This window comes from Rahnella bruchi, from assembly GCF_003614975.1.
Classification (GTDB): domain Bacteria; phylum Pseudomonadota; class Gammaproteobacteria; order Enterobacterales; family Enterobacteriaceae; genus Rahnella; species Rahnella bruchi.
The window spans coordinates 15,446-40,310 of sequence record NZ_QZWI01000009.1; the positions used below are offsets into that span (position 1 = coordinate 15,446).

21 protein-coding genes and 1 riboswitch are annotated in these 24,865 nt (G+C 53.3%); of the genes, 8 read left to right on the plus strand and 13 right to left on the minus strand.

Annotated features, from left to right (window positions below; all coding sequences use genetic code 11):
• Nucleotides 1-216: 216 nt before the first annotated feature.
• Both ahr and dkgA read left to right on the plus strand, forming a co-directional pair.
• Nucleotides 217-1,257 (plus strand): NADPH-dependent aldehyde reductase Ahr, encoded by a 1,041-nt coding sequence (gene ahr / locus D5398_RS15450; protein WP_120508434.1) that lies wholly within the window; start codon nucleotides 217-219, stop codon nucleotides 1,255-1,257.
• A 127-nt stretch (nucleotides 1,258-1,384) separates the two neighbouring features.
• Nucleotides 1,385-2,209, plus strand: a complete 825-nt coding sequence (dkgA, locus tag D5398_RS15455; RefSeq protein WP_120508435.1) for a 2,5-didehydrogluconate reductase DkgA — start codon at nucleotides 1,385-1,387, stop codon at nucleotides 2,207-2,209.
• Between the two features lie 64 nt (nucleotides 2,210-2,273).
• On the opposite strand, the gene ftsP is transcribed toward dkgA, so the two are convergent.
• The 3 genes from ftsP to parC form a co-directional block, all read right to left on the minus strand.
• Complete coding sequence (gene ftsP / locus D5398_RS15460) at nucleotides 2,274-3,689, minus strand: cell division protein FtsP (RefSeq protein WP_120508436.1); 1,416 nt, start codon at nucleotides 3,687-3,689, stop codon at nucleotides 2,274-2,276.
• A gap of 83 nt (nucleotides 3,690-3,772) precedes the next feature.
• The gene (locus D5398_RS15465) at nucleotides 3,773-4,510 is read right to left on the minus strand and encodes a 1-acylglycerol-3-phosphate O-acyltransferase (protein WP_120508437.1); all 738 of its coding nucleotides are present in this window, start codon (nucleotides 4,508-4,510) and stop codon (nucleotides 3,773-3,775) included.
• 218 nt (nucleotides 4,511-4,728) lie between these two features.
• A complete protein-coding gene (gene parC / locus D5398_RS15470) occupies nucleotides 4,729-7,002 on the minus strand; it encodes a DNA topoisomerase IV subunit A (protein ID WP_120508438.1) in 2,274 nt (757 codons plus the stop codon).
• 323 nt (nucleotides 7,003-7,325) lie between these two features.
• On the opposite strand from parC, the gene D5398_RS15475 reads away from it, so the two are divergent.
• Together D5398_RS15475 and D5398_RS15480 are read left to right on the plus strand one after the other, a co-directional pair.
• A complete protein-coding gene (locus D5398_RS15475) occupies nucleotides 7,326-7,913 on the plus strand; it encodes an NAD(P)H-dependent oxidoreductase (protein WP_120508439.1) in 588 nt (195 codons plus the stop codon).
• Nucleotides 7,914-7,943: 30 nt separating this feature from the next.
• Complete coding sequence (locus D5398_RS15480; RefSeq protein ID WP_095923548.1) at nucleotides 7,944-8,249, plus strand: putative quinol monooxygenase; 306 nt, start codon at nucleotides 7,944-7,946, stop codon at nucleotides 8,247-8,249.
• Nucleotides 8,250-8,342: 93 nt separating this feature from the next.
• Here the strand turns inward: D5398_RS15480 and parE are convergent, their stop codons facing one another.
• The 5 genes from parE to nudF form a co-directional block, all read right to left on the minus strand.
• Nucleotides 8,343-10,238, minus strand: coding sequence for a DNA topoisomerase IV subunit B (gene parE, locus D5398_RS15485; RefSeq protein WP_120508440.1), 1,896 nt, complete (start codon nucleotides 10,236-10,238; stop codon nucleotides 8,343-8,345).
• Between the two features lie 115 nt (nucleotides 10,239-10,353).
• The gene (yqiA, locus tag D5398_RS15490) at nucleotides 10,354-10,935 is read right to left on the minus strand and encodes an esterase YqiA (protein WP_120508441.1); all 582 of its coding nucleotides are present in this window, start codon (nucleotides 10,933-10,935) and stop codon (nucleotides 10,354-10,356) included.
• Nucleotides 10,932-11,762, minus strand: a complete 831-nt coding sequence (gene cpdA, locus D5398_RS15495; protein ID WP_120508442.1) for a 3',5'-cyclic-AMP phosphodiesterase — start codon at nucleotides 11,760-11,762, stop codon at nucleotides 10,932-10,934. The genes yqiA and cpdA overlap by 4 nt, the downstream gene beginning before the upstream one ends.
• Nucleotides 11,763-11,789: 27 nt before the next feature.
• A complete protein-coding gene (locus tag D5398_RS15500; protein WP_162940772.1) occupies nucleotides 11,790-12,212 on the minus strand; it encodes a DUF1249 family protein in 423 nt (140 codons plus the stop codon).
• Nucleotides 12,212-12,847 carry an ADP-ribose diphosphatase gene (nudF, locus tag D5398_RS15505; protein ID WP_120508444.1) on the minus strand — a complete coding sequence of 212 codons (636 nt, stop codon included), beginning with the start codon at nucleotides 12,845-12,847 and terminating at the stop codon, nucleotides 12,212-12,214. The genes D5398_RS15500 and nudF overlap by 1 nt, the downstream gene beginning before the upstream one ends.
• Before the next feature lie 223 nt (nucleotides 12,848-13,070).
• Between nudF and tolC the strand changes: the two genes are divergently transcribed.
• The 3 genes from tolC to D5398_RS15520 all read left to right on the plus strand — a co-directional run bounded on the left by tolC (nucleotide 13,071) and on the right by D5398_RS15520 (nucleotide 16,597).
• A complete protein-coding gene (gene tolC / locus D5398_RS15510) occupies nucleotides 13,071-14,570 on the plus strand; it encodes an outer membrane channel protein TolC (RefSeq protein ID WP_279635009.1) in 1,500 nt (499 codons plus the stop codon).
• 185 nt (nucleotides 14,571-14,755) lie between these two features.
• Complete coding sequence (locus D5398_RS15515) at nucleotides 14,756-15,427, plus strand: DUF1190 family protein (protein WP_120508446.1); 672 nt, start codon at nucleotides 14,756-14,758, stop codon at nucleotides 15,425-15,427.
• A gap of 9 nt (nucleotides 15,428-15,436) precedes the next feature.
• Nucleotides 15,437-16,597 (plus strand): glutathionylspermidine synthase family protein, encoded by a 1,161-nt coding sequence (locus D5398_RS15520; RefSeq protein ID WP_120508447.1) that lies wholly within the window; start codon nucleotides 15,437-15,439, stop codon nucleotides 16,595-16,597.
• 52 nt (nucleotides 16,598-16,649) lie between these two features.
• Here the strand turns inward: D5398_RS15520 and ygiD are convergent, their stop codons facing one another.
• On the minus strand, nucleotides 16,650-17,438 hold the full coding sequence (gene ygiD / locus D5398_RS15525) for a 4,5-DOPA-extradiol-dioxygenase (protein ID WP_120508448.1): 789 nt from the start codon (nucleotides 17,436-17,438) through the stop codon (nucleotides 16,650-16,652).
• A 250-nt stretch (nucleotides 17,439-17,688) separates the two neighbouring features.
• A complete protein-coding gene (gene ribB / locus D5398_RS15530; RefSeq protein WP_120508449.1) occupies nucleotides 17,689-18,342 on the minus strand; it encodes a 3,4-dihydroxy-2-butanone-4-phosphate synthase in 654 nt (217 codons plus the stop codon).
• 134 nt (nucleotides 18,343-18,476) lie between these two features.
• A riboswitch (FMN riboswitch) is annotated at nucleotides 18,477-18,651 on the minus strand.
• Between the two features lie 132 nt (nucleotides 18,652-18,783).
• Here ribB and ubiK point away from each other — a divergent pair.
• Nucleotides 18,784-19,056 carry a ubiquinone biosynthesis accessory factor UbiK gene (gene ubiK, locus D5398_RS15535; RefSeq protein WP_120508450.1) on the plus strand — a complete coding sequence of 91 codons (273 nt, stop codon included), beginning with the start codon at nucleotides 18,784-18,786 and terminating at the stop codon, nucleotides 19,054-19,056.
• Between the two features lie 77 nt (nucleotides 19,057-19,133).
• Here the strand turns inward: ubiK and yjeH are convergent, their stop codons facing one another.
• The 3 genes from yjeH to glnE all read right to left on the minus strand — a co-directional run bounded on the left by yjeH (nucleotide 19,134) and on the right by glnE (nucleotide 24,849).
• Nucleotides 19,134-20,384 (minus strand): L-methionine/branched-chain amino acid transporter, encoded by a 1,251-nt coding sequence (yjeH, locus tag D5398_RS15540; RefSeq protein ID WP_120508451.1) that lies wholly within the window; start codon nucleotides 20,382-20,384, stop codon nucleotides 19,134-19,136.
• A gap of 112 nt (nucleotides 20,385-20,496) precedes the next feature.
• On the minus strand, nucleotides 20,497-21,924 hold the full coding sequence (gene hldE / locus D5398_RS15545; RefSeq protein WP_120508452.1) for a bifunctional D-glycero-beta-D-manno-heptose-7-phosphate kinase/D-glycero-beta-D-manno-heptose 1-phosphate adenylyltransferase HldE: 1,428 nt from the start codon (nucleotides 21,922-21,924) through the stop codon (nucleotides 20,497-20,499).
• Nucleotides 21,925-22,011: 87 nt separating this feature from the next.
• Nucleotides 22,012-24,849 carry a bifunctional [glutamate--ammonia ligase]-adenylyl-L-tyrosine phosphorylase/[glutamate--ammonia-ligase] adenylyltransferase gene (gene glnE / locus D5398_RS15550; RefSeq protein ID WP_120508453.1) on the minus strand — a complete coding sequence of 946 codons (2,838 nt, stop codon included), beginning with the start codon at nucleotides 24,847-24,849 and terminating at the stop codon, nucleotides 22,012-22,014.
• Nucleotides 24,850-24,865 lie beyond the last annotated feature (16 nt).

Sequence of the window (24,865 nt, forward strand, 5' to 3'; positions counted from 1 at the left end):
GGCAGGAATGGGCATCATGCCGCTGCCAATTTTCTCTTACAGTTAATGTCGCCTTCCGCAGGGGGACACACCTGCATAAATGCGATGAACTGCTAGTCTGTATGAACGCACTTTTCATTCGCAAATCATGATCGGCGTTCCGGTCATCGGTTATATTTTCTGATAACTCCTTATTTTTACTCATTATTCATCTAACCCGATAGTTCGGAGGATTTTATGTCTGCACCTGTTGCTGCTGAAAACACCTTTAACGCCTGGGCCGCTACCGGCCCGAACCAGCCACTCGAGGCGTTTGCTTTCGACGCAGGGCCGATTGGGGATGAAGAAATCGAAGTCGCCATTGATTACTGCGGCGTCTGCCATTCCGATTTATCCATGCTGAATAACGACTGGGGCATTACCCAATATCCCTTTGTACCGGGCCATGAAGTGGTCGGTAAAATCGTTAAAATTGGCAATCATGCGCAGAACAAAGGGCTGAAAGTGGGCCAAATTGTGGGCGTGGGCTGGAACCGTGGCAGCTGTATGCACTGTCACCCGTGTATGTCCGGCGATCAGCATCTTTGTCATGATGTGGAAGCGACCATCATCGGCCATCACGGCGGTTTCGCGGACAAGATCCGTAGCCACTGGGCATGGGCTATTCCGCTGCCGGAAGGCGTGGACATCACCAGCGCCGGCCCGTTGTTCTGCGGCGGGATCACCGTCTTCAATCCGCTGTTGCAATTTGGCGTGCTGCCGACTCACCGCGTTGGCGTAATTGGCATCGGCGGCCTGGGCCACATGGCGCTGCGCTTCCTGAACGCCTGGGGCTGTGAAGTCACTGCGTTTACCTCTTCTCTGGCGAAACGTGACGAAGCTATCTCACTCGGTGCGCACCGCGTTATCGCTACCCGTGACAGCGATGAACTGAAGAAAATTGCCGGTCAGCTGGATTTCATCATGGTGACCGCCAATGCCTCGCTGGACTGGGACGCCATTATCGGCGCACTGGCACCAAAAGGCCGTCTGCACTTTGTCGGCGTGGTGCCGGAAGCGGTACCGCTGCATGTGATGGCGCTAATCAGCAAACAGGCTGAAGTGTCCGGTTCACCGACCGGCTCACCTTCGCGTCTGGCCGACATGCTGGCGTTTTGTGCCCGTCATGACATCACGCCGCAAGTTGAGCATTTCCCGCTGAGCAAAATCAATGATGCCGTGGAGCATCTGCACGAAGGGAAAGCGCGCTACCGCGTGGTGCTGGATATGAACGCTTAAGCCTCTTTCCTGTCTGAATATAGGTAGCCTGCTCAGCAAGATGCCGTTTCGTTTACTAGACTTAACGTCAATCCCTACACAGTACCCGTGCTTTATGGCGGGTACTTTGCCCTGAAAGGAGAAACTCATGGCAACGCAACCCATCATTAAACTTCACGATGGCAACCTGATGCCTCAGTTAGGACTTGGCGTATGGAAAGCCAGTAATCAGGAAGCCACCAGCGCAGTCAAAACGGCGATTGAAACCGGTTATCGTCATATTGATACCGCCGCCATCTACAAGAATGAGGAAGGCGTCGGTGAAGCGATTGCCGCCAATCTGGTTCCGCGCGAAGAGCTGTTTATCACCACCAAATTGTGGAACGACGATCAGTTAAACGCCCCACAGGCGCTGGAAACCAGTCTTAAAAAGCTGAGAACCGATTATGTCGATCTCTATCTCATTCACTGGCCGCAGCCGGCTCAGGGGCATTACGTGGATGCCTGGAAAGCCCTGCTGAAACTGAAAGAAGAAGGTCTGGCGAAAAGCATCGGGGTATGTAATTTCCCGCTGCAACATTTGCAGAAGCTGAAAGATGAAACCGGTATTTTCCCGGTGGTGAATCAGATTGAGCTTCATCCACTGATGCAACAGCGCCAGCTGCACGCGTGGAACGCCACACACACCATTGCCACCGAATCCTGGAGCCCGCTGGCACAGGGCGGCGAAGGCGTGTTTGATCAGCCACTGATCCAGAAACTGGCCGAGAAATATGACAAGACGCCGGCGCAGATTGTCATCCGCTGGCACCTGGATAACGGCCTGATTGTTATCCCTAAATCGGTGACACCAAAACGTATCCGCGAAAACTTCGACGTGTTTGATTTCAAACTGGAGAAGGAAGAGCTGGCGGAAGTCACCAAGCTGGATAAAGAGCACCGTCTGGGTCCTGATCCGGAAAAGGGTCTGTAAGATATTCAGTACCGTCATAAAACAAAAACCCGCCGCGGCGGGTTTTTTATTGGGCGATATACGATTACATCGAAGGCTGCACCAGCATATTGGCCGCAGAACCGCGATCAGCCAGTTCCAGCGCGCCACTGCGGTAAACGAACGGGAAGTGCTCATAGGAAGGCTGGTTGAAATACACCAGCAGTTCGACGTCTCCGTCCACCCACACCGTGTCTTTGAATCCGGCATCTTCCACCAGCGGTGCGGCGCCATTGACGCTTTTCACCAGGAAGGAAACGCCTTCAACATGGAACGTCTGCGGCATATCCGCATGCACCGTCCAGCGTTCCCACGTGCCTTGCTGCGCCGTAAGATCGATACGGTTAATGTCCCACTGCGCGCCGTTAATCCCCGGTTCACTGTCGCCTAAGCGCAGGTCACGGGTACGGACAACGTTACCGCTCAGGATCTGATCTGCCAGTAAACGCATTGGCAGATTGTCTGTCACCAGCGGCAGCAGGCCGGTTGGTTTCAGCGTCAGCACGATAGTTGATACCAGAATGCTTGAAGGCTCGAACAGGCCACGTAGTCTGTCCATCACCCCTGCCGCTTCACCGGCGGTGATCGACACTTCTTCGCCCTGCGACATATCCACCAGCACTTCGCGGCGTTCACCCGGTCCGAGGGAAAGACGTTTCACCGTCATCGGCGCAGGCAGGAAACCAAGATCAGAACCGACGACGTGGAACGCTCGGTTATCGGTCATGCTCAGTTCGTAGCGGCGCGCATTCGACGCATTCAGTAAACGCAGACGAACCCAGCCGCGCGAAACCTCAACGAACGGGCTCTGCACGCCATTGACCAGCATCGTATCGCCAAAGAAACCACCGGAAGCCGGTGTGTCGTATTGCGGTACGCCAAACCCATCCAGGCGCTTGTCCTGAATGATAATCGGGAAATCATCCACGCCGTAATGATTCGGTAATGGCAGGCTCTTGCTGACTTCATCTTCAACAATCCACATCCCCGCCAGGCCGTTATAGACGTGCGGCGCCATACGGTTTGGCGTGTTAGCGTGATACCAGCAAGTCGCGGCCGCCTGACGAATAGGTAACACCGGGGACCAGTCAACACCAGGCTGCATCAGACGCGCGGCCCCGCCGGTTAAGGTTCCCGGTTCAAGCAGACCGCTGACGGTCATTGATACAGGTTCTGCCAGACGGTTGCTGTAAATCAGTTTGACGTCATCACCGCTGTGCACTTTGACCGTCGGGCCAAGATACATGCCATTGATGCCCCAGACCGGCGCTTTTGCGCCACCCAGGAATGACCAGTGAGCAGCCTGCAAAGTCAGAAACAGCGGTTGTCCGCGACGCGATTCGAGCAATGGCGGAACAGGCAATGCAGGTTGCGAACCACTCGCTTCTGCTTTTAATGGCAGAGCACCTGCGGCAAGGGCCACGCCGGAGGCTTGCAGGAACGAGCGACGACTGAGTGACATATCTTCTCCATGAAAACAAAATCAGGAACTGTGTAGAATCCGCCGCCATCAATGGCAGCGGGAAAAGTGGTATCAACTGAATTTTATTTTTTTGCGGCAGCTTCGCGCTGAGCAACTTCGGCATCCAGCTCAGCGATTTTATCCGCCATAATCTGACGACAATGCTCAGACAATTCACGCAGGCGTTCTTTGGTATAACCGCTGGTGTCGATTGGCGGCAGTATTTCGACAATCACCAGGCCGTTTGACCAGCGATTTAACTTCACCTTGTTGCTGGTATTCGATACGCAAATCGGCACAATCGGCACGCCGGCGGCAATGGCCGCATGGAAAGCACCGGTTTTGAATGGCATCAGGCCACGGCCACGGCTGCGGGTTCCTTCCGGGAACATCCAGATCGACAGATTCTTTTTCTTAATCTGACTCACCACCTGAGAAATCGTGCCGTGCGCTTTGGCACGGTTATCACGGTCAATCAGCAGGTTACCCGTCAGCCAGTAGAGCTGACCAAAGAACGGGATCCACACCAGACTTTTCTTGCCGACGGTCACCGTTCCTGGCATGACAACGGACGACGCCGTCACCATGTCGTAATTGTTCTGATGGTTGGCAATATAAATGCAGTTGCCGTTATTCACTGCATCGGCAGGAATACGTTTTTCGACGCGAAGACCCAATACCGGCGCCAAACGACCAAACAATTTGCCGAACGTCGACACATGTTTCGGGTTACGCGGGCTGAAAAGGCAGTAGATGCAACCAAAAACAGAGACCAGAATCGAGTAAACCACCACGATAATCAGACGCAAAATAAATAACATAACATCCTCTTAAAACTACAGCCGAAGCCGGTAAGAAACCTGTGCAATCTCGTTCCCTGTGCGGTGAACTATTCTCAAGCCTCATTCAACACGGCACAACGGTTTTATTGATACAAATGTAAAATCTTTGCACTGCACAACAGTCTCAGGCCACTGCTTTCCCTCAAAAAGAGTTCAGGGCACAAATGTGCCCTGACTTTATGGGGTCAACAGCGATCTTATTCTTCGCTGTCGCCACCCGTGGTACGTGCAGGTGCGTCGACTTCAACCCGATCAATACGTTGCAGACCACGTGGCAGAAGGGTTCCTTTACGGCCACGTTCAGCGCGGAATTTCTGCAAATCTTCCGGACGCAGAACCAGCTTACGTTTACCCACGTGCAGGATAATTGACGTTTGCGGTGGCAGCACCAGTAACCACGTCAGTTTATCTTCTCCGCTTGCTGCCTGCGCAGAAGGGATTGAAACAATTTTGTTACCTTTGCCTTTCGACAACTGCGGCAAGTCAGCCACCGGGAACATCAGCATACGGCCCGCAGCAGTAATCGACAGCAACATGTCATCGCTGCCATGAAGCTCCATTGGCTGGAAAGCTTTCGCATTTTCCGGCAGGGAGATCATCGCTTTACCGGCACGGTTCCTGGCCACTAAATCATTGAAGGTACAAACGAAACCGTAACCTGCATCGGAAGCCATCAGTAACTTCTGATCGTCGGCAGCCATCAGAACATGTTCAATGGTTGCGCCCGGCGGCGGCGTCAGTTTACCGGTCAGCGGTTCACCCTGACCACGCGCCGATGGCAGTGTGGTCGGATCGAGCGCATAACTGCGGCCCGTGGAGTCCATAAACACCACGGGCTGATTGCTCTTACCTTTCGCTGCGGCACGGAAACTGTCACCGGCTTTGTAGCTGAGGCCGGAAGCGTCAATGTCATGACCTTTAGCACTGCGCACCCAGCCAGATTCGGACAACACAATCGTGACCGGCTCGGACGGAATGAAATCGTGCTCGCTCATCGCCTTGGCTTCTTCGCGTTCAGTGATCGGCGAACGGCGTTCGTCACCAAAGGCTTCGGCATCAGCCAGAATTTCCTTGCGGATAAGCGTGCTGAGTTTGCGTTCGGATGCCAGAAGCGCCTGCAACTGATCGCGCTCTTTCGCCAGCTCATCCTGCTCGCCGCGAATTTTGGTTTCTTCGAGTTTCGCCAAATGACGTAATTTCAACTCAAGGATAGCTTCTGCCTGAGTATCTGACAGCTCGAAACGCTGCATCAGCACCGGTTTCGGCTCATCTTCCGTACGGATGATGTGAATGACTTCATCGATATTAAGGAACGCAGTCAGCAAACCTTCGAGGATATGCAGGCGTTTCAGGACCTTATCGAGGCGGTAATTCAGACGACGGCGTACGGTATCACGACGATAAGCCAGCCATTCCGTCAGAATTTCCAGCAGCCCTTTCACCTGCGGACGGTGATCGAGGCCGATCATATTCATGTTGATGCGGTAGCTGCGTTCCAGATCGGTGGTCGCAAACAGATGATTCATCACCTGATCGAGATCGATACGGTTAGAGCGCGGCACTACCACCAGACGCGTCGGGTTCTCGTGATCGGATTCGTCACGCAGATCTTCGACCATCGGCAGTTTTTTGGCACGCATCTGGTTGGCAATTTGCTCCAGCACTTTTGCGCCGGAAACCTGATGAGGTAAGGCGGTGATCACCGCGCTGCCGTCTTCTTTATGCCAGACCGCCCGCATACGCACCGAGCCTTTGCCCGATTCGTACATTTTGCGGATTTCATTGCGTGGCGTAATGATTTCGGCTTCGGTCGGGAAATCTGGCCCCTGAACGAATTCCAGCAAATCTTCCAGCGAACTGTTCGGTTTTTCCAGCAGTGCGACCGCCGCGGCAGCCACTTCACGGATGTTATGCGGCGGAATATCCGTCGCCATCCCGACCGCAATACCGGTGGTGCCGTTGAGCAGAATATTCGGCAGACGCGCAGGCAGCATTTTCGGCTCCTGCATGGTGCCGTCAAAGTTCGGCACGTAATCGACCGTTCCCTGCCCTAATTCACGTAACAGAACGTCGGCATATTTTGACAGGCGCGATTCGGTATAACGCATCGCGGCGAAGGATTTCGGATCATCCGGCGCCCCCCAGTTCCCTTGCCCGTCGACCAGCGGATAACGGTAAGAGAATGGCTGTGCCATCAGTACCATCGCTTCGTAACAGGCGCTGTCGCCGTGCGGATGGTATTTACCCAGCACGTCACCGACGGTACGTGCGGATTTTTTGAATTTGGCGTTATTACTCAGGCCGAGCTCGGACATCGCATAAATAATACGACGCTGTACCGGCTTGAGCCCGTCACCGATAAACGGCAGCGCGCGGTCCATGATGACGTACATGGAGTAGTTGAGATAGGCGTTCTCAGTAAACGTGTGCAGTGCTAAACGCTCTGTTCCGTCATGAGTCATTTCGCTCATTGATGTTTAATCCTCAGACCCGTGGCGTTATCGTTTTGGAAATTAAGGAAGCTTGCACCCGCAGGCGCACACAGGCGGCTTTCGCAGGGCAATGATGTTCGCGATAGTACATCATCTGCCGTATGGCTGTCACAGTTGCTGTGTTTATGGTTCTTTTTTCAGCCATTTTTTCACAAAAGAAGGATTAAATTGTCGTGTCGATTCTTCGATTATTGCATCTGAGTCAATAGTCTTGTGCGCTATATCACATTTTTCTGCGGTGCAGAGTTAAGTACACTACGTGACAACAGCCTGACCACCAGAATTCTATTTAAGGGAAATCCATGAGCAATATCCTGATTATCAATGCCGGCAAAACATTTGCCCACTCTAAAGGCGCGCTGAATAACAGCCTGACTGAAGTCGCCACCAGCTTCCTGCGTGACAAAGGCCACGACGTGCGAGTCACCGTGCTGGAAGACGGTTACGACGTGCAGACCGAAATTGAAAGCTATCTGTGGGCGGATGCCATCATTTATCAGCAACCGGGCTGGTGGATGGGGATGCCCTGGACGCTGAAAAAATATGTTGATGAAGTGTTCACCGAAGGTCACGGCAAACTGTACGCCAGCGATGGACGTACCCGTTCTGACGACTCGAAAAAATACGGTTCCGGCGGCCTGCTGGAGGGTAAATGCTACATGCTTTCCGTCACCTGGAATGCTCCGCTGGAAGCGTTCGAAGATAAAGAGCAGTTCTTCCACGGCGTCGGCGTCGACGGCGTATATCTGGCGCAGCATAAAGCTAACCAGTTTATCGGTCTTGATACCCTGCCAACCTTTATGTGTAACGACGTAATTAAACAGCCCGATGTGGAAGGTGATTTTGCACGCTACCGTGCTCACCTTGAAAATGTATTCGGTCAGGCTTAAGGTTGAAGGTCACCTGGGAAAGAGGTTTTTATGATCACTGTTATTGCTGAAATCAAAGTAAAACCAGGCCGTCGCGATTCGGTTATGGAAAAAATCACGGCACTGCTGCCAAGCGTTCTCGCTGAAAAAGGCTGTCACCGTTATGAGCCTTACGTTGATTTCAACGGTCAGATCCCGTGGCGTAAAACGGTACCTGATTCCATCTTTATGCTGGAAGACTGGGAAAGCCTGGCGCATCTTGAAGCGCATCAGCAGGCTGAACATATGGACAAACACCGCGAAAACATCAAAGCCGACGTGCTGGATGTGGTGATCCATATTATTGAGAAAGCGTGATTTTCTGATTCATTTCTAAAACACCGATTTTCAAAAATAAAAATGCCGGAGCTGCAAAGCGTCCGGCATTTTTTTATAGCGACGGCGAAAGGATCAGACGTCCAGTTCGGCGGTGTCGCCTTTTTCCTGCAACCAGTTACGGCGATCTTCAGAACGCTTCTTGGCCAGCAACATATCCATCATGCGCAGCGTCTGATCGATATCATCTTCATCGATAGTCAGCTGCACCAGACGACGGGTATTCGGATCCAGCGTCGTTTCGCGCAGCTGTAACGGGTTCATTTCACCCAGACCTTTAAAGCGCTGTACGTTCGGTTTGCCTTTCTTGCGTTTCAGCTGATCCAGCACGCCTTCTTTTTCCTGCTCGTCCAGCGCGTAGAACACTTCTTTGCCCAGATCGATACGGTACAAAGGCGGCATCGCCACGTACACATGACCGCCACGCACCAGGGAACGGAAATGACGGACAAACAGCGCGCACAGCAGCGTGGCGATGTGTAAGCCGTCGGAGTCCGCATCCGCAAGGATACAGACTTTACCGTATCGCAGCTGGGTCAGATCTTCGCTGTCCGGATCGATACCGATCGCCACAGAAATGTCATGCACTTCCTGCGAGGCCAGCACTTCATCAGAAGAGACTTCCCAGGTATTTAAGATCTTACCTTTGAGCGGCATGATCGCCTGATATTCACGGTCACGCGCCTGTTTGGCTGAACCGCCAGCGGAATCCCCTTCCACCAGGAACAGTTCGGTCATGTTCAGATCCTGCGACGTACAGTCCGCCAGTTTGCCCGGCAGCGCAGGGCCGCTGGTCAGTTTCTTACGCACAACTTTCTTCGCCGCCCGCAGACGACGCTGAGCGCTGGAAATGCACAGTTCAGCCAGCTGTTCTGCCGCCTGAACGTTCTGGTTCAGCCACAGGCTGAACGCATCTTTCACCACTCCGGAAACAAATGCCGCACACTGGCGCGAAGAGAGACGTTCTTTAGTCTGACCGGCGAATTGCGGATCCTGCATTTTCACTGACAGCACATAGGCGCAGCGTTCCCAGATATCTTCTGCCGAAAGCTTCACGCCGCGCGGCAGGATATTGCGGAATTCGCAGAACTCACGCATGGCGTCGAGCAGCCCCTGACGCAGACCGTTAACGTGCGTACCGCCCTGCATCGTCGGGATCAGGTTGACGTAACTTTCGGTCAGCAGTTCGCCGCCTTCCGGCAGCCACAAGAGCGCCCAGTCGACCGCTTCAGTATCACCGGCGAAATTACCGACAAACGCTTTTTCAGGCAGAGTAATCAGGCCATTAACCGCTTCCATCAGGTAGTCAGTCAGACCGTCTTCATAACACCAGCGTTGCTCGGTATTATTCACTTTGTCTTTGAACAGAATTTCTACGCCGGGACACAGTACAGCTTTGGCTTTCAGCAAATGGCTGAGGCGGCTGACCGAAAAACGCGGGCTGTCGAAGAAGCTGCCGTCCGGCCAGAAATGTACGCTGGTCCCGGTGTTGCGTTTACCGCAGGTGCCAGTGACGTGTAAATCCTGCACTTTATCGCCGTTTTCAAACGCCATTTCATACACTTCGCCGCCGCGTTTTACCGCAACTTCGACGCGTTTAGATAAGGCGTTGACCACCGAAATCCCCACGCCGTGCAGACCGCCGGAGAATTGGTAGTTTTTATTCGAGAATTTACCGCCTGCATGCAGACGGCAGAAAATCAGTTCGACTGCCGGGACGCCTTCTTCCGCGTGGATATCCACGGGCATACCACGGCCATCATCGATGACTTCAAGAGACTGGTCTTCGTGAAGGATGACTTCGATGCGTTTCGCGTGACCGGCTAATGCCTCATCGACGCTGTTATCAATAACTTCCTGGCCGAGATGGTTTGGCCGGGTAGTATCGGTATACATGCCCGGACGGCGGCGCACCGGTTCAAGTCCGCTGAGGACCTCTATGGAATCCGCGTTATAAGTTGATTGGCTCATCGTTGATTATTCGTGGCTCATAGGTTTGTGGGCTAACGATACAGTATTTGGGCGGGTATCAGCACTGGCAGCAAGCAGACGCGATAAATCCGGGGATAAAATCACCCTGACGATGTTAGTCTGCGGCCAGCTCAAGGAAATCTACAATCGGCGAAAAATAACGCTCAAAGCCGACAAACGCATGATTTCCTTCGGGTTCGACCGTCTGGCGACAGGTGGTGTAATACGCCACAGCCTGACGGTAATCGAGAATTTCATCGCCCGTTTGCTGCAGTAACCAGAGTAAATCCGGTGACTCCAGCGGTTCGACCTGCATCACTTTCAGATCGTAAACGTGGCGTGACTCTAACACATATTGCTGTCCGGTGTAGGGGTTCTCGTTTTGCCCGAGGAAGTCGATCAGTAGCTCATACGGCTTCACGGCGGGGTTCACCACCACCGCGGGCACGGCAAAACATTGCGACAACCAGGTGGCGTAATATCCGCCGAGGGAGGAGCCGACAATACCCAGTTTTTTACCGGCATTTTGGATAACCAGCGTTTCCAGTTGCTCAGCCGCATCTGCCGGATAAGGCGGAAGTTGCGGGATCACCATATCAATATGAGGATAATTGACCGCCAGCCAGTTTTTTAATGACGTGGCTTTTGCTGAGTTCGGTGAACTGTTGAATCCGTGCAGGTAAAGTAAGGTATTCATTCGTAGCCGTCCGACTCCGTGTCAGGATGAAACTCGCTGGTTTCCAGACGGAAGACTTCAGTCTCCACACGGCCATCCGGATACAAATCAAGATAGCGCCAGCCCGGCGCAACGGTATCAATCGTAAAATTAGTACAATGCGGTTTGAACTGCACACAGGTCGAGGGCGTCGCATAGAGACGACGGCCATACCAGTCGAGATCCAGTTCCTGATGAATATGTCCGCACAAAAGCGTATTCACTTTCGGGTAATTCACCAGCTTGTTCGCCAGCATATGTGCGTTGCGCAGGCTGTGCTGATCCAGCCACGTACAGCCGGAAGGCAACGGATGGTGATGGAGCATCAGCAACGTAAAACGATCCGGGTAAGCCTTCAGGCAACGTTCCAGCCACTCCAGCTGATATTCGCTCAGTTCACCGTGTGGCACGCCAAATACCTGGGTATCAAGCAGAACGATCTGCCAGTGTTCGCCCAGAAGTACGTGCTTGGAAGGGTTGATACCGGCATCTTGCAGCGCATCAAACATCGCAGGTTGAAAATCATGATTGCCGGGCAGCCAGACACAGGGAGCGGTGAGCTCACAAATGCCGCGGGCAAACTGATGGTAGGCTTCCAGCGACTGATCCTGAGCAAGGTCACCTGTTGCGGCGATGATATCCACTTCACGCTGCTGTGCTTTGATGGCATCCAGCACTGCGCGATAGCTGTTAAACGTATTCACGCCTAACAACGTTTCATCTTCACCGGCAAATAGATGGGTATCAGTAATCTGTAGAATCCTGACTTTGGCCCCATTCACCAAAGGCAGTGTAAACAGGCTTTCCAAATCGTTTCCTTTGTTGTTGAAGTCTGTCTAACAAACCGGAATTGCCATCGCTCCATGCGCAAGGCAATAACGCAGCCAGTCCGCCAGGAACTGGTTAATTTGATGCTTTTCATCACGCTGATGCAACTTTTTATTCGGGTAATCATAGCGTGCTTTGAAGCGAAAGATCTGCTGACTTGCACACACTTCGGCCACCATCGCATCGTGATACAGGCGAACAGTGAGCGAAGGCAGACTCCAGTAACTGACGGCCGGTGCCGTCTGTTTGATTTCCACCAGCGTGGTATAACGCGTTGATTCGAGGATCGTCAGGCGATACGTGGCGCTACTTACCTGATATGTCACAGTTTCACCGGGCTCGTCGGTGCGTGGCATTAAACGGCGCAATTGTGCAAAGTTGGTTTCGCACAATCTCATCATTTCAGGGAAATCAGGCGTATAGCGCTTAATCATTCGTTGGCCCACTCTTTTCTCAGGGATTCATGGTGCAGCTGCAGCCATTGCAGGGCAATCACTGACGCCGCATTGTCTATCGCTCCTTCTTCCACCCAGCGGTAGGCCTGTTCTCGGCTCACCACATGTACCCGGATGTCTTCATTCTCTGCTTCCAGACCGTGAATTCCTTCTGCCGTCGTGGCATCGACTTCACCAACCATAATAGAAAGGCGCTCGCTGGTTCCACCCGGACTTGCCAGGTAATTCAGAGCCGGTTTGCAGCGCTTCACCACTATGTTCGCTTCTTCGAGTGCTTCGCGGCGGGCGACATCTTCGACTGTCTCGCCCTCTTCAATGATACCGGCGACCATCTCCAGAAGCCAAGGGGTATCACTGGAATCCAGTGCCGGGATACGGATCTGCTCGATAAGCACCACTTCATCCCTTTTCGGATCATAAGGTAAGAGTACCGCCGCATGTCCACGCTCGAAAACTTCGCGCACAACTTCACCGCTCATTTCCCCATTAAACAGCCGATGGCGAAACCGATATGCAATAATAGAAAAAAAACCTTTATATCGCGTCTCACGTGCAATAATTTCTACATCATCTTTGCCGAAAGTAACCGGTGACCGTTTAAATGAAGACATGGAATGTTTCCTTATCCCTCTTAAAGGTAATTTATCGCCCTTTGAGGTCAATTTGATGAAAATGCGTTAATAATAATCAAGGTTGTTTGTGATAGATTTAGGCTCATTCAGTCGGGAAGGCACGTTAAGCCAACCAACCCGTTAGCCTGACTCTGCTAGAATCCGCGTCTATTGGTAATTTGACAGCGCCACCATACATAACAACATTGCTGCACAACAAGGAATGCAAATGAAGAAACTGCTCCCCCTTCTCATCGGACTCAGCCTGGGCGGCTTCAGTACGATAAGCCAGGCCGAAAACCTGATGCAGGTCTATCAGCAAGCCAGGACAAGTAACCCGGACCTGCGCAAATCTGCTGCTGACCGGGATGCTGCATTCGAAAAAATCAACGAAAGCCGCAGTCCTTTATTACCGCAACTCGGTTTGGGTGCGGATTACAATTATACCAATGGCTACCGTGATGCGAATGGCGTTAACAGCGATGTTGGCAGTGCCAGTCTGCAATTAACGCAGACCATTTTCGATATGTCAAAATGGCGCGCCCTGACCTTGCAGGAAAAAACTGCGGGTATTCAGGATGTGTCTTATCAGACTGATCAACAATCTTTGATCCTGAATTCTGCGACGGCATATTTCAACGTTTTGAGTGCGATCGATTCACTCTCTTATACCGAAGCGCAGAAACAGGCTATTTACCGCCAGTTGGATCAAACCACTCAGCGTTTTAATGTGGGTCTGGTCGCAATTACCGATGTGCAGAACGCCCGTTCACAATACGACACCGTATTGGCCAACGAAGTGACTGCCCGTAATAACCTGGATAACGCACTGGAATCCCTGCGTCAGGTTACCGGTATGTATTATCCGCAACTGTCTTCCTTGAATGTCGACAATTTCAACACTACGCGTCCGCAACCGGTCGCGACCTTGTTGAAAGAAGCTGAAAGCCGCAACCTGAGCTTGCTGTCTGCACGTCTGTCACAAGATCTGGCACGTGAGCAAATCCGTTATGCGGAAACCGGCCACATGCCAACGGTGGACCTGACCGCCTCTACCGGCATCAGCAATACCAAATATCACGGCGACAAAACCGGTAACGGTAGCAGCTACAATGATGCTGACGCAGGCCAGAACAAAATTGGTCTGAGCTTCTCCCTGCCACTGTACAGCGGCGGCTCAGTGACCTCTCAGGTCAAACAAGCTCAGTACAGCTTCGTCGGTGCCAGCGAACAGCTGGAAAGCGCGCATCGCAGCGTTGTTCAGACCGTTCGTTCTTCCTTCAATAACATCTCTGCCTCCATCAGCAGCATCAACGCTTATAAACAAGCCGTTGTTTCTGCTCAGAGTTCTTTAGATGCGATGGAAGCCGGCTATCAGGTAGGTACCCGTACTATCGTTGATGTGCTGGATGCGACCACCACGTTGTATAACGCCAAACAACAGCTTTCCAGCGCACGTTACACCTACCTGATCAACCAGCTGAATATTAAATCAGCGCTGGGTACATTGAACGAAAGCGATTTGCTGGCACTGAACGGTGCACTGGGCAAACCGGTTCCGACTGCGCCTGATCAGGTTGCGCCGGAAACGCCGGATCAGGATGCAGCAGCAGACGGTTACGGTAACAAAACCGCAGCAGCACCTGCACCACGCGCTCAAAAAGCCAGTGCAACGACCTCTGCGAACACCACCAAGAAAAGCGGTAATCCTTTCCAGAACTGATCCTGAAAAGCGTCCCGATTTTCGACTAAAGCAGCCTGAAAAGGCTGCTTTTTTTTGCCTGTATCACGCCGCTCTGTAAAGTCTCGTAACAATTGCCTGTCGCTGCTTTAACATTAACCAACTTTCCCCTATTCTTAGGCCCTACTGGGAAAGGGCGAAAAAGCCCTACACATGGGATAAGAACGATGAAACGGACACAACAAGTCAACTTAGCTACCTTCCGTAAATCATGGCGTAGCTCTCGGATCACTCCTGTCGCTCTGGCAGTCAGTGCGGTCTTTATGCTGGCCGGCTGCGAGAAAACCGACGAAACAGTTTCTCTGTATCAGAACGCGGATGACTGCTCGAAAGCCAATCCGTCAGGTAGCGCACAATGTGTCGCCGCCTACGATGCAGCCAAACAGGAAGCGGCAAAAACTGCGCCGAAATATGCCAGCCGTGAAGACTGTATTGCTGAATTTGGCGAAGGCCAATGTACTCAGGCTCCTGCTCAGGCAGGTGTTGCGACAGCTGAAAACCAGAGCAGCGGTGGCAGCATGTGGATGCCACTGATGGCCGGTTACATGATGGGCCGTATGATGAGCGGCGGCGGCTACGCGCAGCAGCCACTGTTCAGTTCAAAAAATCCGGCCAGCCCGGCTAACGGTAAATTCGTTGATGCGACCGGTAAAAACTACGGACCGGCAACCGCCGGTGGCCGCACCATGAACGTACCGCGCACCGCGATGGCGCCAAAACCTGCAGTCACCAACACCATCACCCGTGGCGGTTTTGGCGACAGTGTTGCCAAACAAACCTCGATGCAACGCAGCTCTTCCGCCGCGACACGCAGCCCTGGCCGCAGCATGGGTGGCTAAGAGAGACCGATGAAACGTTTAGCCATTAACGAGCGCCCGGACTGGCGCGAAAAAGCCACGGAGTTTGGCTTCAATTTTCACACCATGTATGGCGAGCCGTACTGGTGTGAAGATGCGTATTACCAGTTCACGCTGGCGCAGATTGAAGAGATTGAAGACGCCACCGCTGACATTCACCAGATGTGCCTGAAAGTGGTTGAGCGCGTGGTGAATGACGACAAGCTGATGGCGAAATTCCAGATCCCGAAACACGTATGGGAATTTGTCCGCAGTTCGTGGCGGACAAATCAACCTTCGCTGTATTCACGTCTGGACCTGGCTTACGACGGAATCAATCCGCCTAAGTTGCTGGAAAATAACGCCGATACACCGACCTCTTTGTATGAAGCGGCCTTTTTCCAGTGGCTGTGGCTGGAAGATCAAATCGCGGCGGGCAACCTGACTCAGGATGCTGACCAGTTCAACAGTTTGCAGGAAAAACTGATCGAGCGTTTTGCCGAGCTGAAAAACGAACATGGTTTTTCTCTGCTGCACATCGCCTGCTGTCAGGACACCGAAGAAGATCGCGGTACTGTGCAATATTTGCAAGACTGCGCGCTGGAAGCCGAACTGGCCAGCGAGTTCCTGTTTATTGAAGAAATCGGTCTGGGAGAGCGCGGGCAATTCACAGACACGCAGAATCAGGTGATCTCTAATCTGTTCAAGCTGTATCCGTGGGAATTCATGTTCCGCGAAGTGTTCGCCACCAAGCTGGAAGATGCCGGTGTACGCTGGCTGGAACCTGCCTGGAAGGCCATTCTGTCGAATAAAGCGCTGCTTCCGCTGTTGTGGGAAATGTTCCCGGATCACCCCAATCTGCTACCGGCCTATTTCGCCGAAGATGCGCATCCGGAACTCGATCACTACGTCGTGAAACCGCTGTTCTCACGCGAAGGCGCTAACATCAAGGTCATCGAAAAAGGCCAGGAAGTGGCGAGCGTAGAAGGCCCGTATGGCGCTGAAGGCATGATCGTGCAACAGTTCCATCCGTTGCCGGTATTTGAAGGCAGCTATACTCTGATCGGCAGCTGGCTGGTGAATGATCAACCTTGCGGTATCGGCATACGCGAAGATAAAGCGTTGATCACGCAGGATCTGTCACGTTTCTATCCGCATACGATTGTCGGATAAACCGCGTAAAAAAGGATAATGAAGAAATTCATTATCCTTTTGTTTTAATGTTTTATCCTACCTGAACAGAAAGCATAGAAAGCGATCCCATTACGATCCCATCAGTCGGCTGAGTAATTGGCTCCGCACCATCCCACGCGCCTAAAACATACAGCAATGGCAGATAGTGATCCGGAGACGGATTCGATAGCGCACCGCCCTCATGTTCCATAAACTTCACCAGAGGATGATCTTTCGCCTCGCCCTTCCAGCTCAGGTTATCTTTGACATATTTCTCGAAGGCAATCGCCCACGGATACGGCTCGCCGTTGCCGTCCCATTTCACCATGCGCAGGTTATGCACCACGTTCCCGCTGGCGACAATCATCACGCCTTCGTCACGCAGAACCGCCAGTTTCTTACCTAACTCATAGTGATATTCCGGCGGCTGCGTACCGTCAATGCTCAGCTGAATCACCGGGATATCGGCGTCCGGATACATCTTGATCAGCACGCCCCATGTACCGTGGTCAAAACCCCACTCGCTGGTGTCAGCCATCACATTCACCGGACTGAGCAATTCCTGAACCCGTTTCGCCAGAGCCGGTGAACCCGGAGCCGGATAACGTTTATCAAACAGCGCCTGCGGAAAACCGCCAAAGTCGTGAATGGTGCGCGGTTTTTCCATCGCCGTCACTGCGGTTCCGCGAGTGAACCAGTGAGCAGAAACCGCCAGAATCGCTTTTGGCCGTGGTAATGATTCGCCCAGCGCATGCCAGGCACGGGTATAAATGTTGTCTTCCAGCACGTTCATCGGGCTACCGTGGCCTAAGAAAAGTGCGGGCATACGTTGGGTTGTCATCATAAATTCCTTACCGCAGATAAAAGTGAGCGGGCCGAAAAGCGGCCTCCGCGTGATTTCATTACGGTACTCTTTTTGATTACGGGTTACAGCCGGATAACCATGAAGGAGATGTTCAATAAATTTGATGAGACAAATCAAAAGAAGAAGCAGGGAAATTACGCTTAAGACAAATTGCAGGATTCAAAAGCAAAAGGCCGCATAAGCGGCCTTTCTGTTACGCACGATAGGTCTACGCACTACCGGTCATTCAGCTTGCCTGACGGGTCTGCGCCTGACGGTAAGCCACCAGATCGGCGATGGTAACAACCGGCATATTATGCTGACGGGCAAAGACGATCACTTCCGGCGCATGCGCCATGCTGCCATCATCATTGGTCAGTTCACACAGCACGCCGAAGGGCTTCAGGCCTGCCAGTGTCGCCAGATCAATAGAGGCTTCTGTGTGACCGCCGCGGGTCAGAACACCACCTGCCTGTGCGCGCAGCGGGAAGATATGCCCTGGGCGGTTCAGGTCAGAAGGTTTTGCGCCGTCTTTGATTGCCGCACGGATAGTCGTGATGCGGTCAGCAGCAGAAACACCAGTGGTCACACCTTCAACCGCTTCAATCGTCACGGTGAAAGGGGTCTGGAACGGGCTGGAGTTGTTCTCAACCATCATCGGCAAGTCCAGCTTTTTACGGCTGTCTTCGTTCATGGTGAGGCACACAATTCCGCTGCCGTGGCGAATCGTCAGCGCCATTTGCTCAACGGTCATGTTTTCAGCGGCAAAGATTAAATCGCCTTCGTTTTCACGATCTTCGTCATCCAGTACCAACACACCAACACCGTTACGCATGGCGTCAAGTGCACGCTCAACACGTTCAGCTGATGTACCGAATTCGGAAAGTAGGGTCTGATTCATGGTAAAAATAACCTCATGTTCTGTATGTGGATTACCAGAATCAGGGCGTCTTGAGGAGGCTAGCTGCGGCAGCCGCATGGCGTGCTACAGTTATAAAAAATAACGCAGCGGGCAATAATATGCCCGGCTTGAATCGTTACTCTCTCCCATCCGGACTTTAACCGTCGGCCCCGGAATTACACCGGATCTGCTGACCTCTAACCCCGAAGGATTGAGCGCTCGCGGGCTTCCACATGGAAGGATTATGACTCTTCCGATATTCCGTGGTTTACCGCCGGTGGGGACTTTCACCCCGCCCTGAGAATAAGCAAAGCAACTATAGCGCCAATAAATGAGCAGAGCAATCCTGCGGATTGGCCAATTAGTGCCACTGATGGTTTATAGAAACGGCGTCAGCGATTACACTAAGGGAAAGCACCTCCTTCGAGAAAAGGAATAATCATGATTGACCCGAAAAAAATTGAACAAATTGCCCGCCAGGTTCACGAATCTATGCCTAAAGGGATCCGTGAGTTTGGTGAAGATGCCGAAAAGAAAATCCGTCAGGTATTACAGGCGCAGTTCAGCCGTATGGATTTAGTCAATCGCGAAGAGTTTGACGTTCAGACGCAGGTTTTACTGCGCACCCGCGAAAAGCTGGCCGTACTGGAACAACGTCTCGCGGCGCTGGAAGCCAAACAGACTGAAGCGGTAAAACCGCAAGATCCGGCCTGACTGTCGCTGAGCGCAGAAGTCGATCCAGAAACAGAAAAGGCCTGCTAAGGAGGCCTTTTTACTGTGAACTCATGCAGTTATCTGGCGCTAATTACCGCTTTAGCGCGGGGCAACAGCAGCGATAACGCCGCAAACACCACCACCGCGTACAGCGCTTTCCAGCCGACCATCGCCAGCAATCCGCAGCACAATACCGCACCCAGCATCGCCATCCATTTTGAACGCCCTTTCAGGATCCGCGTACCCGCCAGCATACAAAGCAGGTAGATCAGGATGAAAATACCGTTGGCGTAAGTGATCAGTGCCCCCAGCGGCAAATGCAGCCAGTAAATCAGCAGGGTAAACAACATACAGCTGCCGACCACCAGATTCAGCGCAGCGACCGGCACCTGCTGAGAGGATAGCTGTGCCAGCTTACTTTGCGGCTTGAGCTGAGCCTGCGACCACACCAGCCGGGCAAAACTTTGGGTGTAAATATTCACGCTGGCAAAACACGCCAGATAGCCGATGATACAGGCCACCCACAGCGCTTTTTGTCCGAACAGTTGCACGACGATGCCAGGTAGCGAAGCCCCCGCTTCCCGCCTTTCTCCCCACGCATGGAATTTCAGCACCGCGACAGTACAACCCCAGTAAACAGCGCCCGCCACCAGCATGCCGATCAGCAGAGCACGGGGGAAATCCCGTTTCGGATTGCGGAATTCTGTCGCCAGATGAGCAAAAGCTTCCAGGCCGACAAAGCACCAGAACATGACCGCCAGCGCATCAAACAGGTTTGAGGGTGAAACGTCACGTATCGCAGGTAACGGAATTTCAGGCAGGGAAATTCCGCCTTTCCACCAGATGGCAATCACCAGCGCGATCACCAGCAGAGCAATCAGCGTCTGTATATTGGCGCTCGAACCGGCACTGCGTGTGCCCAAAAACCAGATAACCAGCAACGTTGCGAGCTGTACCAGCAGAAGATTTTCACTGCTCCAGCCAAATGCCGCCTGCCAGAAACCGGCGGCGATATGCAGCGCGGCCGGTAAGCCGACCGGTATAACTGACAGAAACAGCCAGCCGGTGACGCGCGCCATATGCGGACCGAATGCTTTCCCAACAAAATGCGCCGCGCCGCCTGCGCTGGGGAAATGCCTTCCCAGCGCGGCGAAGCCGATAGCGATGGGAAACACCAGCAGGATAAGCACCGGCCACGCCCACAGGCTATCGTTTTGCGCCAGTTGTGCCGCAAGCGCAGGCACGGCAAAAACACCGGTTCCCAGCAACGAAGTGGATAACAACCCGACACCCTGCGCCAGGCTTAATTCCTGTTTTAATCCGCTCACAACGTTAACCCGCTCACAACAAAGTCACTTCCGTTTTGTGCTATTGACGAAATAATCAAAAAGAAAAAGGGCTTATCAGATAAGCCCTTTCATGAAAACAGCCGGTGTTAAATCAGTCCTGCGCTTTGATCTGATTGATGATTTTGGTGGTAGATAAACCATCTTCAAAATTCAGTACGCGCACTTCACCGCCATTCGCCCAGACTTCCTCACTACCGGCAATTTGCTCAGGCTTATAGTCGCCGCCTTTGACCAGCAAATCAGGCAGGATCCCGGCGATCAAACGCTGTGGCGTATCCTCTTCGAAAGAAACGACCCAGTCGACTGCACCCAGCGCACCCAGCACGATCATGCGGTTTTGCAGCGCATTCACCGGACGGGTTTCGCCTTTAAGACGTTTGGTCGAGGCATCGCTGTTGACCGCAACAATCAGACGGTCGCCCAGTTTGCGGGCATTGGCCAGATAAGAAACGTGTCCTGCATGCAGGATGTCGAAGATGCCGTTGGTCATCACGACTTTTTCGCCACGCTGACGCGCCATCGCCACAGCCGCTTTCAGCTGTTCTTCATTCATCACGCCAAAACCGACGTCCGAACGCCCGCCGATGGCGTTTTCCAGCTCAACCGGAGAAACGGTAGACGTACCGAGTTTACCGACCACCACACCGGCGGCGGCATTGGCCAGGAAGCAGGACTCTTCCAGCGTATTCCCGGCTGCCAGAGCCGCTGCCAGCGTACCGATCACCGTGTCACCGGCACCGGTCACGTCATACACTTCCTGCGCCTGCGTGGGCATATGGAAAGGCGCTTTGCCCGGCTGCAATAAGGTCATGCCGTGCTCGGAACGGGTGACCAGCAACGCAGAAAGCTCGAAATCAGCAATCAGCTGCATACCGCGCGTGACGATTTCATCTTCGTTTTTACAGCGACCGACAACGGCTTCGAATTCGGACAGATTTGGCGTCAGCAACGTCGCACCACGATAACGTTCAAAGTCAGAACCTTTAGGATCCACCAGCACCGGCACACCGGCTTTTCTCGCCAGCTGGATCATCTTCTGAACTTCTGTCAGCGCGCCTTTGGCGTAGTCGGAAAGCACCAGCGCACCGCTTTGCGGTAACGCCTGCTCGATTTTGGTCAGCATCGGCTGGAGATCAACACCTTCAAAACCTTCTTCAAAGTCGAGGCGGATCAGTTGCTGATTACGGGACAAAATGCGCAGTTTGGTGATAGTCGGATGAGTCGGCAACGCCACAAAATCGCAGTTTACTTTCACTTCCGCCAGACGTTCGCTCAGCGCACGTGCCGCGTCATCCACACCTGTCAGGCCGATGAGACGCGAAGAAGCACCGAGAGACGAAATGTTCATCGCCACGTTTGCCGCGCCGCCAGGCCGTTCCTCGATAGTATTCACCTTCACGACCGGTACCGGCGCTTCAGGCGAAATCCGGTTAGTCGGGCCATACCAGTAGCGGTCTAACATTACGTCACCGACCACCAGCACACCGGCACGGTGGAAATCAGGCAAAGTCACTTTCATCCCAAGACTCCAAAACAGATAAATCAAATCGGGTAAACACAATGCGCCGGATAATATCACAAGCGCCTGTTACCCGAATAAAAACCCTTAGCCCAGCCAGTTCGCCCAGCTGGCGCGGATTTGCGTACGCTCCGTCGCAAAGCATTCTGCGGCCACTTTTCCGCTGTGTTCCTGCAAGGCGAGGTGATGGATTTCATCACGCAGCGTGACATAAGCCTGCGTCAGATTTCGCGCCTCTTCCTCCGGCATGATGTCGTATTGCGCCATCAGCTCGAAAATCCTCACATTATCGGACCAGCGGGTCAGCTTTGGCTCGTCGTGAGCAAAGCGTAAGACCAGATATTGTGCAATGAATTCAATATCAGTGATGCCGCCCGGATCGGTTTTCAGATCAAACTGGTCAGCTTTTTTACTGCCCAGATGCGCATACATTTTCTCCCGCATTTCACGCACTTCTTTGCGCAACCCTTCGTCATCACGCTGGCGGCACAAAATATCGCGGCGCGTGGCGTTAAACTGCTGCGTCAGCTGCGGGTCACCATAGACCACGCGTGCACGGACCAGCGCCTGATGCTCCCACGTCCAGGCCTCATTGGCCTGATAATCCGCAAACGCTTCAATGGTGCTGACCAGCATGCCGGAAGCACCCGAAGGCCGCAGACGCGCATCGACTTCATACAAAATGCCGGATGATGTTCGCGTGCTGAACAGATGCATAATGCGTTGCGCCAGCCGCAGATAAAACTGACGCCCGTCAATGACCCGCTCTCCGTCGGTCATGACTTCCGGTGCGCAATCAAGCAGGAAAACCAGATCCAGATCGGAACTGTAGCCCAGTTCCCAGCCGCCAAGTTTGCCGTAACCAATGACGGCAAAACCACGCCCTTCGCGGTGCTGAAGATGCGCTGGCTGGCCGTATTTTACGACCATCTGTTCCCACGCCTGCTGCACCACAACGTCGAGAATCGCTTCGGCGAGATAGGTCAAATGATCACTGACTTTCATCACCGGCAATGCGCCGGAAATATCCCCGGCAGCGATGCGCAGATGCTGGGCCTGCTTAAACTGACGCACAGCTTCAAGCTGCTGCTCTTCATCTTCTGTCGGCACGCGCATCAGATACTGGCGCAGTTCATCGCGGTAGGCGGTCAGTTCAATCGGCTGATACAACGTGCGCGGATCAAGTAACTCATCGAGCAATAGCGGATGACGGGCCAGCTGCGTCGCGACCATCGGGGACGCAGCACACAGGCGGATTAACTGTTTGAGCGCACCGGGATATTCCACCAGCAGCTCGATATAAGTGGTACGCGTGACGATGTTCAGCAGCAGTTGCATCAGGCGCTGAAGTGTCACGTCGGCATTTTTGTAGGTACACACCTGCGCCAGCAGGCGCGGCATCAGTAAATCCAGTTGCTCGCGCCCACGCGGTCCGATGGTGCGTTTATCGACGTCCCTGCGGAATTCGGCAATTTGCTGCAAGACATGGCGCTGCGCGTTTTCATTGAGCAGGGGAACCAGTGGCGCCAGTTCGGCAGGTTCCAGCGCGTCAATCCACAAACTGCTGAACTGCGCCTGTTGCTGATCGTCTTCTGCCTCCGGAGAGTCATCCCCAATCAGATCGTTAAATACCGCGCGCACGGCCTGCATGTGAGCATTCACTGCATCCAGAAGCTGTGGCCAGCCGGCATAATCCATTCCCCAGGCCAGACGAGCCTGATTCAGTTCGTCAGAAGGTAAGGTTTGTGTCTGCTCATCGGAAATGGCCTGCAACAGGTTTTCCAGCCGACGCAGGAACAGATAACTGGTGCGCAGTTGCAGCACCTGCTCGACCGGCAGCAACCCCAGATTCTCCAGCGCCTGCAACGTCGGCAACAATGCACGCAATTGCAGCGCCGGTTCACGTCCGCCACGGATCAGCTGGAAAACCTGAACAATAAATTCAATCTCGCGGATACCGCCAGCGCCGAGTTTGATGTTGTCTTTCAATCCGCGGCGGCGGACTTCACGCGCGATCATTCCTTTCATATTGCGTAATGACTGGATCACGCTGAAATCGATGTAACGACGAAAGACAAACGGCATCAGCATTTTGCGCAGTTCCTGACTGCTGATATCTTCCGCGCCGCCCATCAGGCGCGCTTTCACCATCGCGTAGCGTTCCCAGTCACGCCCCTGCTCCTGGTAATAATCTTCCAGCGCCGGGAAACTCATCACCAGCGGACCGCTGTCGCCGAACGGGCGCAAACGCATATCCACACGGTAAACAAAACCGTCGATAGTCGGCTGATCCAACGCCTTGATCAGCCGCTGTCCGAGGCGGGTGAAGAACTGGGCATTATCCAGTTCGCGACGTCCGCCACGGGTCTGGCCGTTTTCCGGATAGGCAAAAATAAGGTCGATGTCGGAAGAGAAATTCAGCTCCCCGCCGCCGAGTTTGCCCATACCGAGGATCAGCATTCTCTGCGGTTCGCCTGCCGCATTCATCGGTGTACCAAATTCACGACAACAGGCGTCGTACAGCCAGTCTCTGGCGCTGACGATCAGCAGTTCAGCCAGTTCGCTCAGCTGGTGAAGTGTATCTTTGGCTTCACTGGTTTGCGCGGATTGCGACCAGGCAATGCGGGTCAGAATACGGCGGCGGAACAGGCGCAGCGCTTTCATCAGCCCGTTTTCATCCGTTACACCGGCCAGTGCTTCTTCCAGCCAGGGACGATATAGCTGCCACTCCTGGGACTGAGGGGGAGTTTCATTGATTTCATGCCACCACTGCCCAAACGCCAGCAGGCTGTCCGTAACGAATTCACTGCTGGTGAGTACGGCCAGTTGTTGATCATCGGGAAGCGGGAGATTTTCAGGATGTTCACGCCAGCGCTCAAGCAGACTCTGAGCATGACGTTGCAAAACAGAAGAGAGTGGCAACATGAAATCGGATTCCTTG

Coding starts and splice junctions, on each gene's coding strand:
- ahr (WP_120508434.1), top strand. CDS start 217: ATGTCTGCACCTGTTGCTGCTGAAAACACCTTTAACGCCTGGGCCGCT.
- dkgA (WP_120508435.1), top strand. CDS start 1,385: ATGGCAACGCAACCCATCATTAAACTTCACGATGGCAACCTGATGCCT.
- ftsP (WP_120508436.1), bottom strand. CDS start 3,689: ATGTCACTCAGTCGTCGCTCGTTCCTGCAAGCCTCCGGCGTGGCCCTT.
- D5398_RS15465 (WP_120508437.1), bottom strand. CDS start 4,510: ATGTTATTTATTTTGCGTCTGATTATCGTGGTGGTTTACTCGATTCTG.
- parC (WP_120508438.1), bottom strand. CDS start 7,002: ATGAGCGAAATGACTCATGACGGAACAGAGCGTTTAGCACTGCACACG.
- D5398_RS15475 (WP_120508439.1), top strand. CDS start 7,326: ATGAGCAATATCCTGATTATCAATGCCGGCAAAACATTTGCCCACTCT.
- D5398_RS15480 (WP_095923548.1), top strand. CDS start 7,944: ATGATCACTGTTATTGCTGAAATCAAAGTAAAACCAGGCCGTCGCGAT.
- parE (WP_120508440.1), bottom strand. CDS start 10,238: ATGAGCCAATCAACTTATAACGCGGATTCCATAGAGGTCCTCAGCGGA.
- yqiA (WP_120508441.1), bottom strand. CDS start 10,935: ATGAATACCTTACTTTACCTGCACGGATTCAACAGTTCACCGAACTCA.
- nudF (WP_120508444.1), bottom strand. CDS start 12,847: ATGTCTTCATTTAAACGGTCACCGGTTACTTTCGGCAAAGATGATGTA.
- tolC (WP_279635009.1), top strand. CDS start 13,071: ATGCAAATGAAGAAACTGCTCCCCCTTCTCATCGGACTCAGCCTGGGC.
- D5398_RS15515 (WP_120508446.1), top strand. CDS start 14,756: ATGAAACGGACACAACAAGTCAACTTAGCTACCTTCCGTAAATCATGG.
- D5398_RS15520 (WP_120508447.1), top strand. CDS start 15,437: ATGAAACGTTTAGCCATTAACGAGCGCCCGGACTGGCGCGAAAAAGCC.
- ygiD (WP_120508448.1), bottom strand. CDS start 17,438: ATGACAACCCAACGTATGCCCGCACTTTTCTTAGGCCACGGTAGCCCG.
- ribB (WP_120508449.1), bottom strand. CDS start 18,342: ATGAATCAGACCCTACTTTCCGAATTCGGTACATCAGCTGAACGTGTT.
- ubiK (WP_120508450.1), top strand. CDS start 18,784: ATGATTGACCCGAAAAAAATTGAACAAATTGCCCGCCAGGTTCACGAA.
- hldE (WP_120508452.1), bottom strand. CDS start 21,924: ATGAAAGTGACTTTGCCTGATTTCCACCGTGCCGGTGTGCTGGTGGTC.
- glnE (WP_120508453.1), bottom strand. CDS start 24,849: ATGTTGCCACTCTCTTCTGTTTTGCAACGTCATGCTCAGAGTCTGCTT.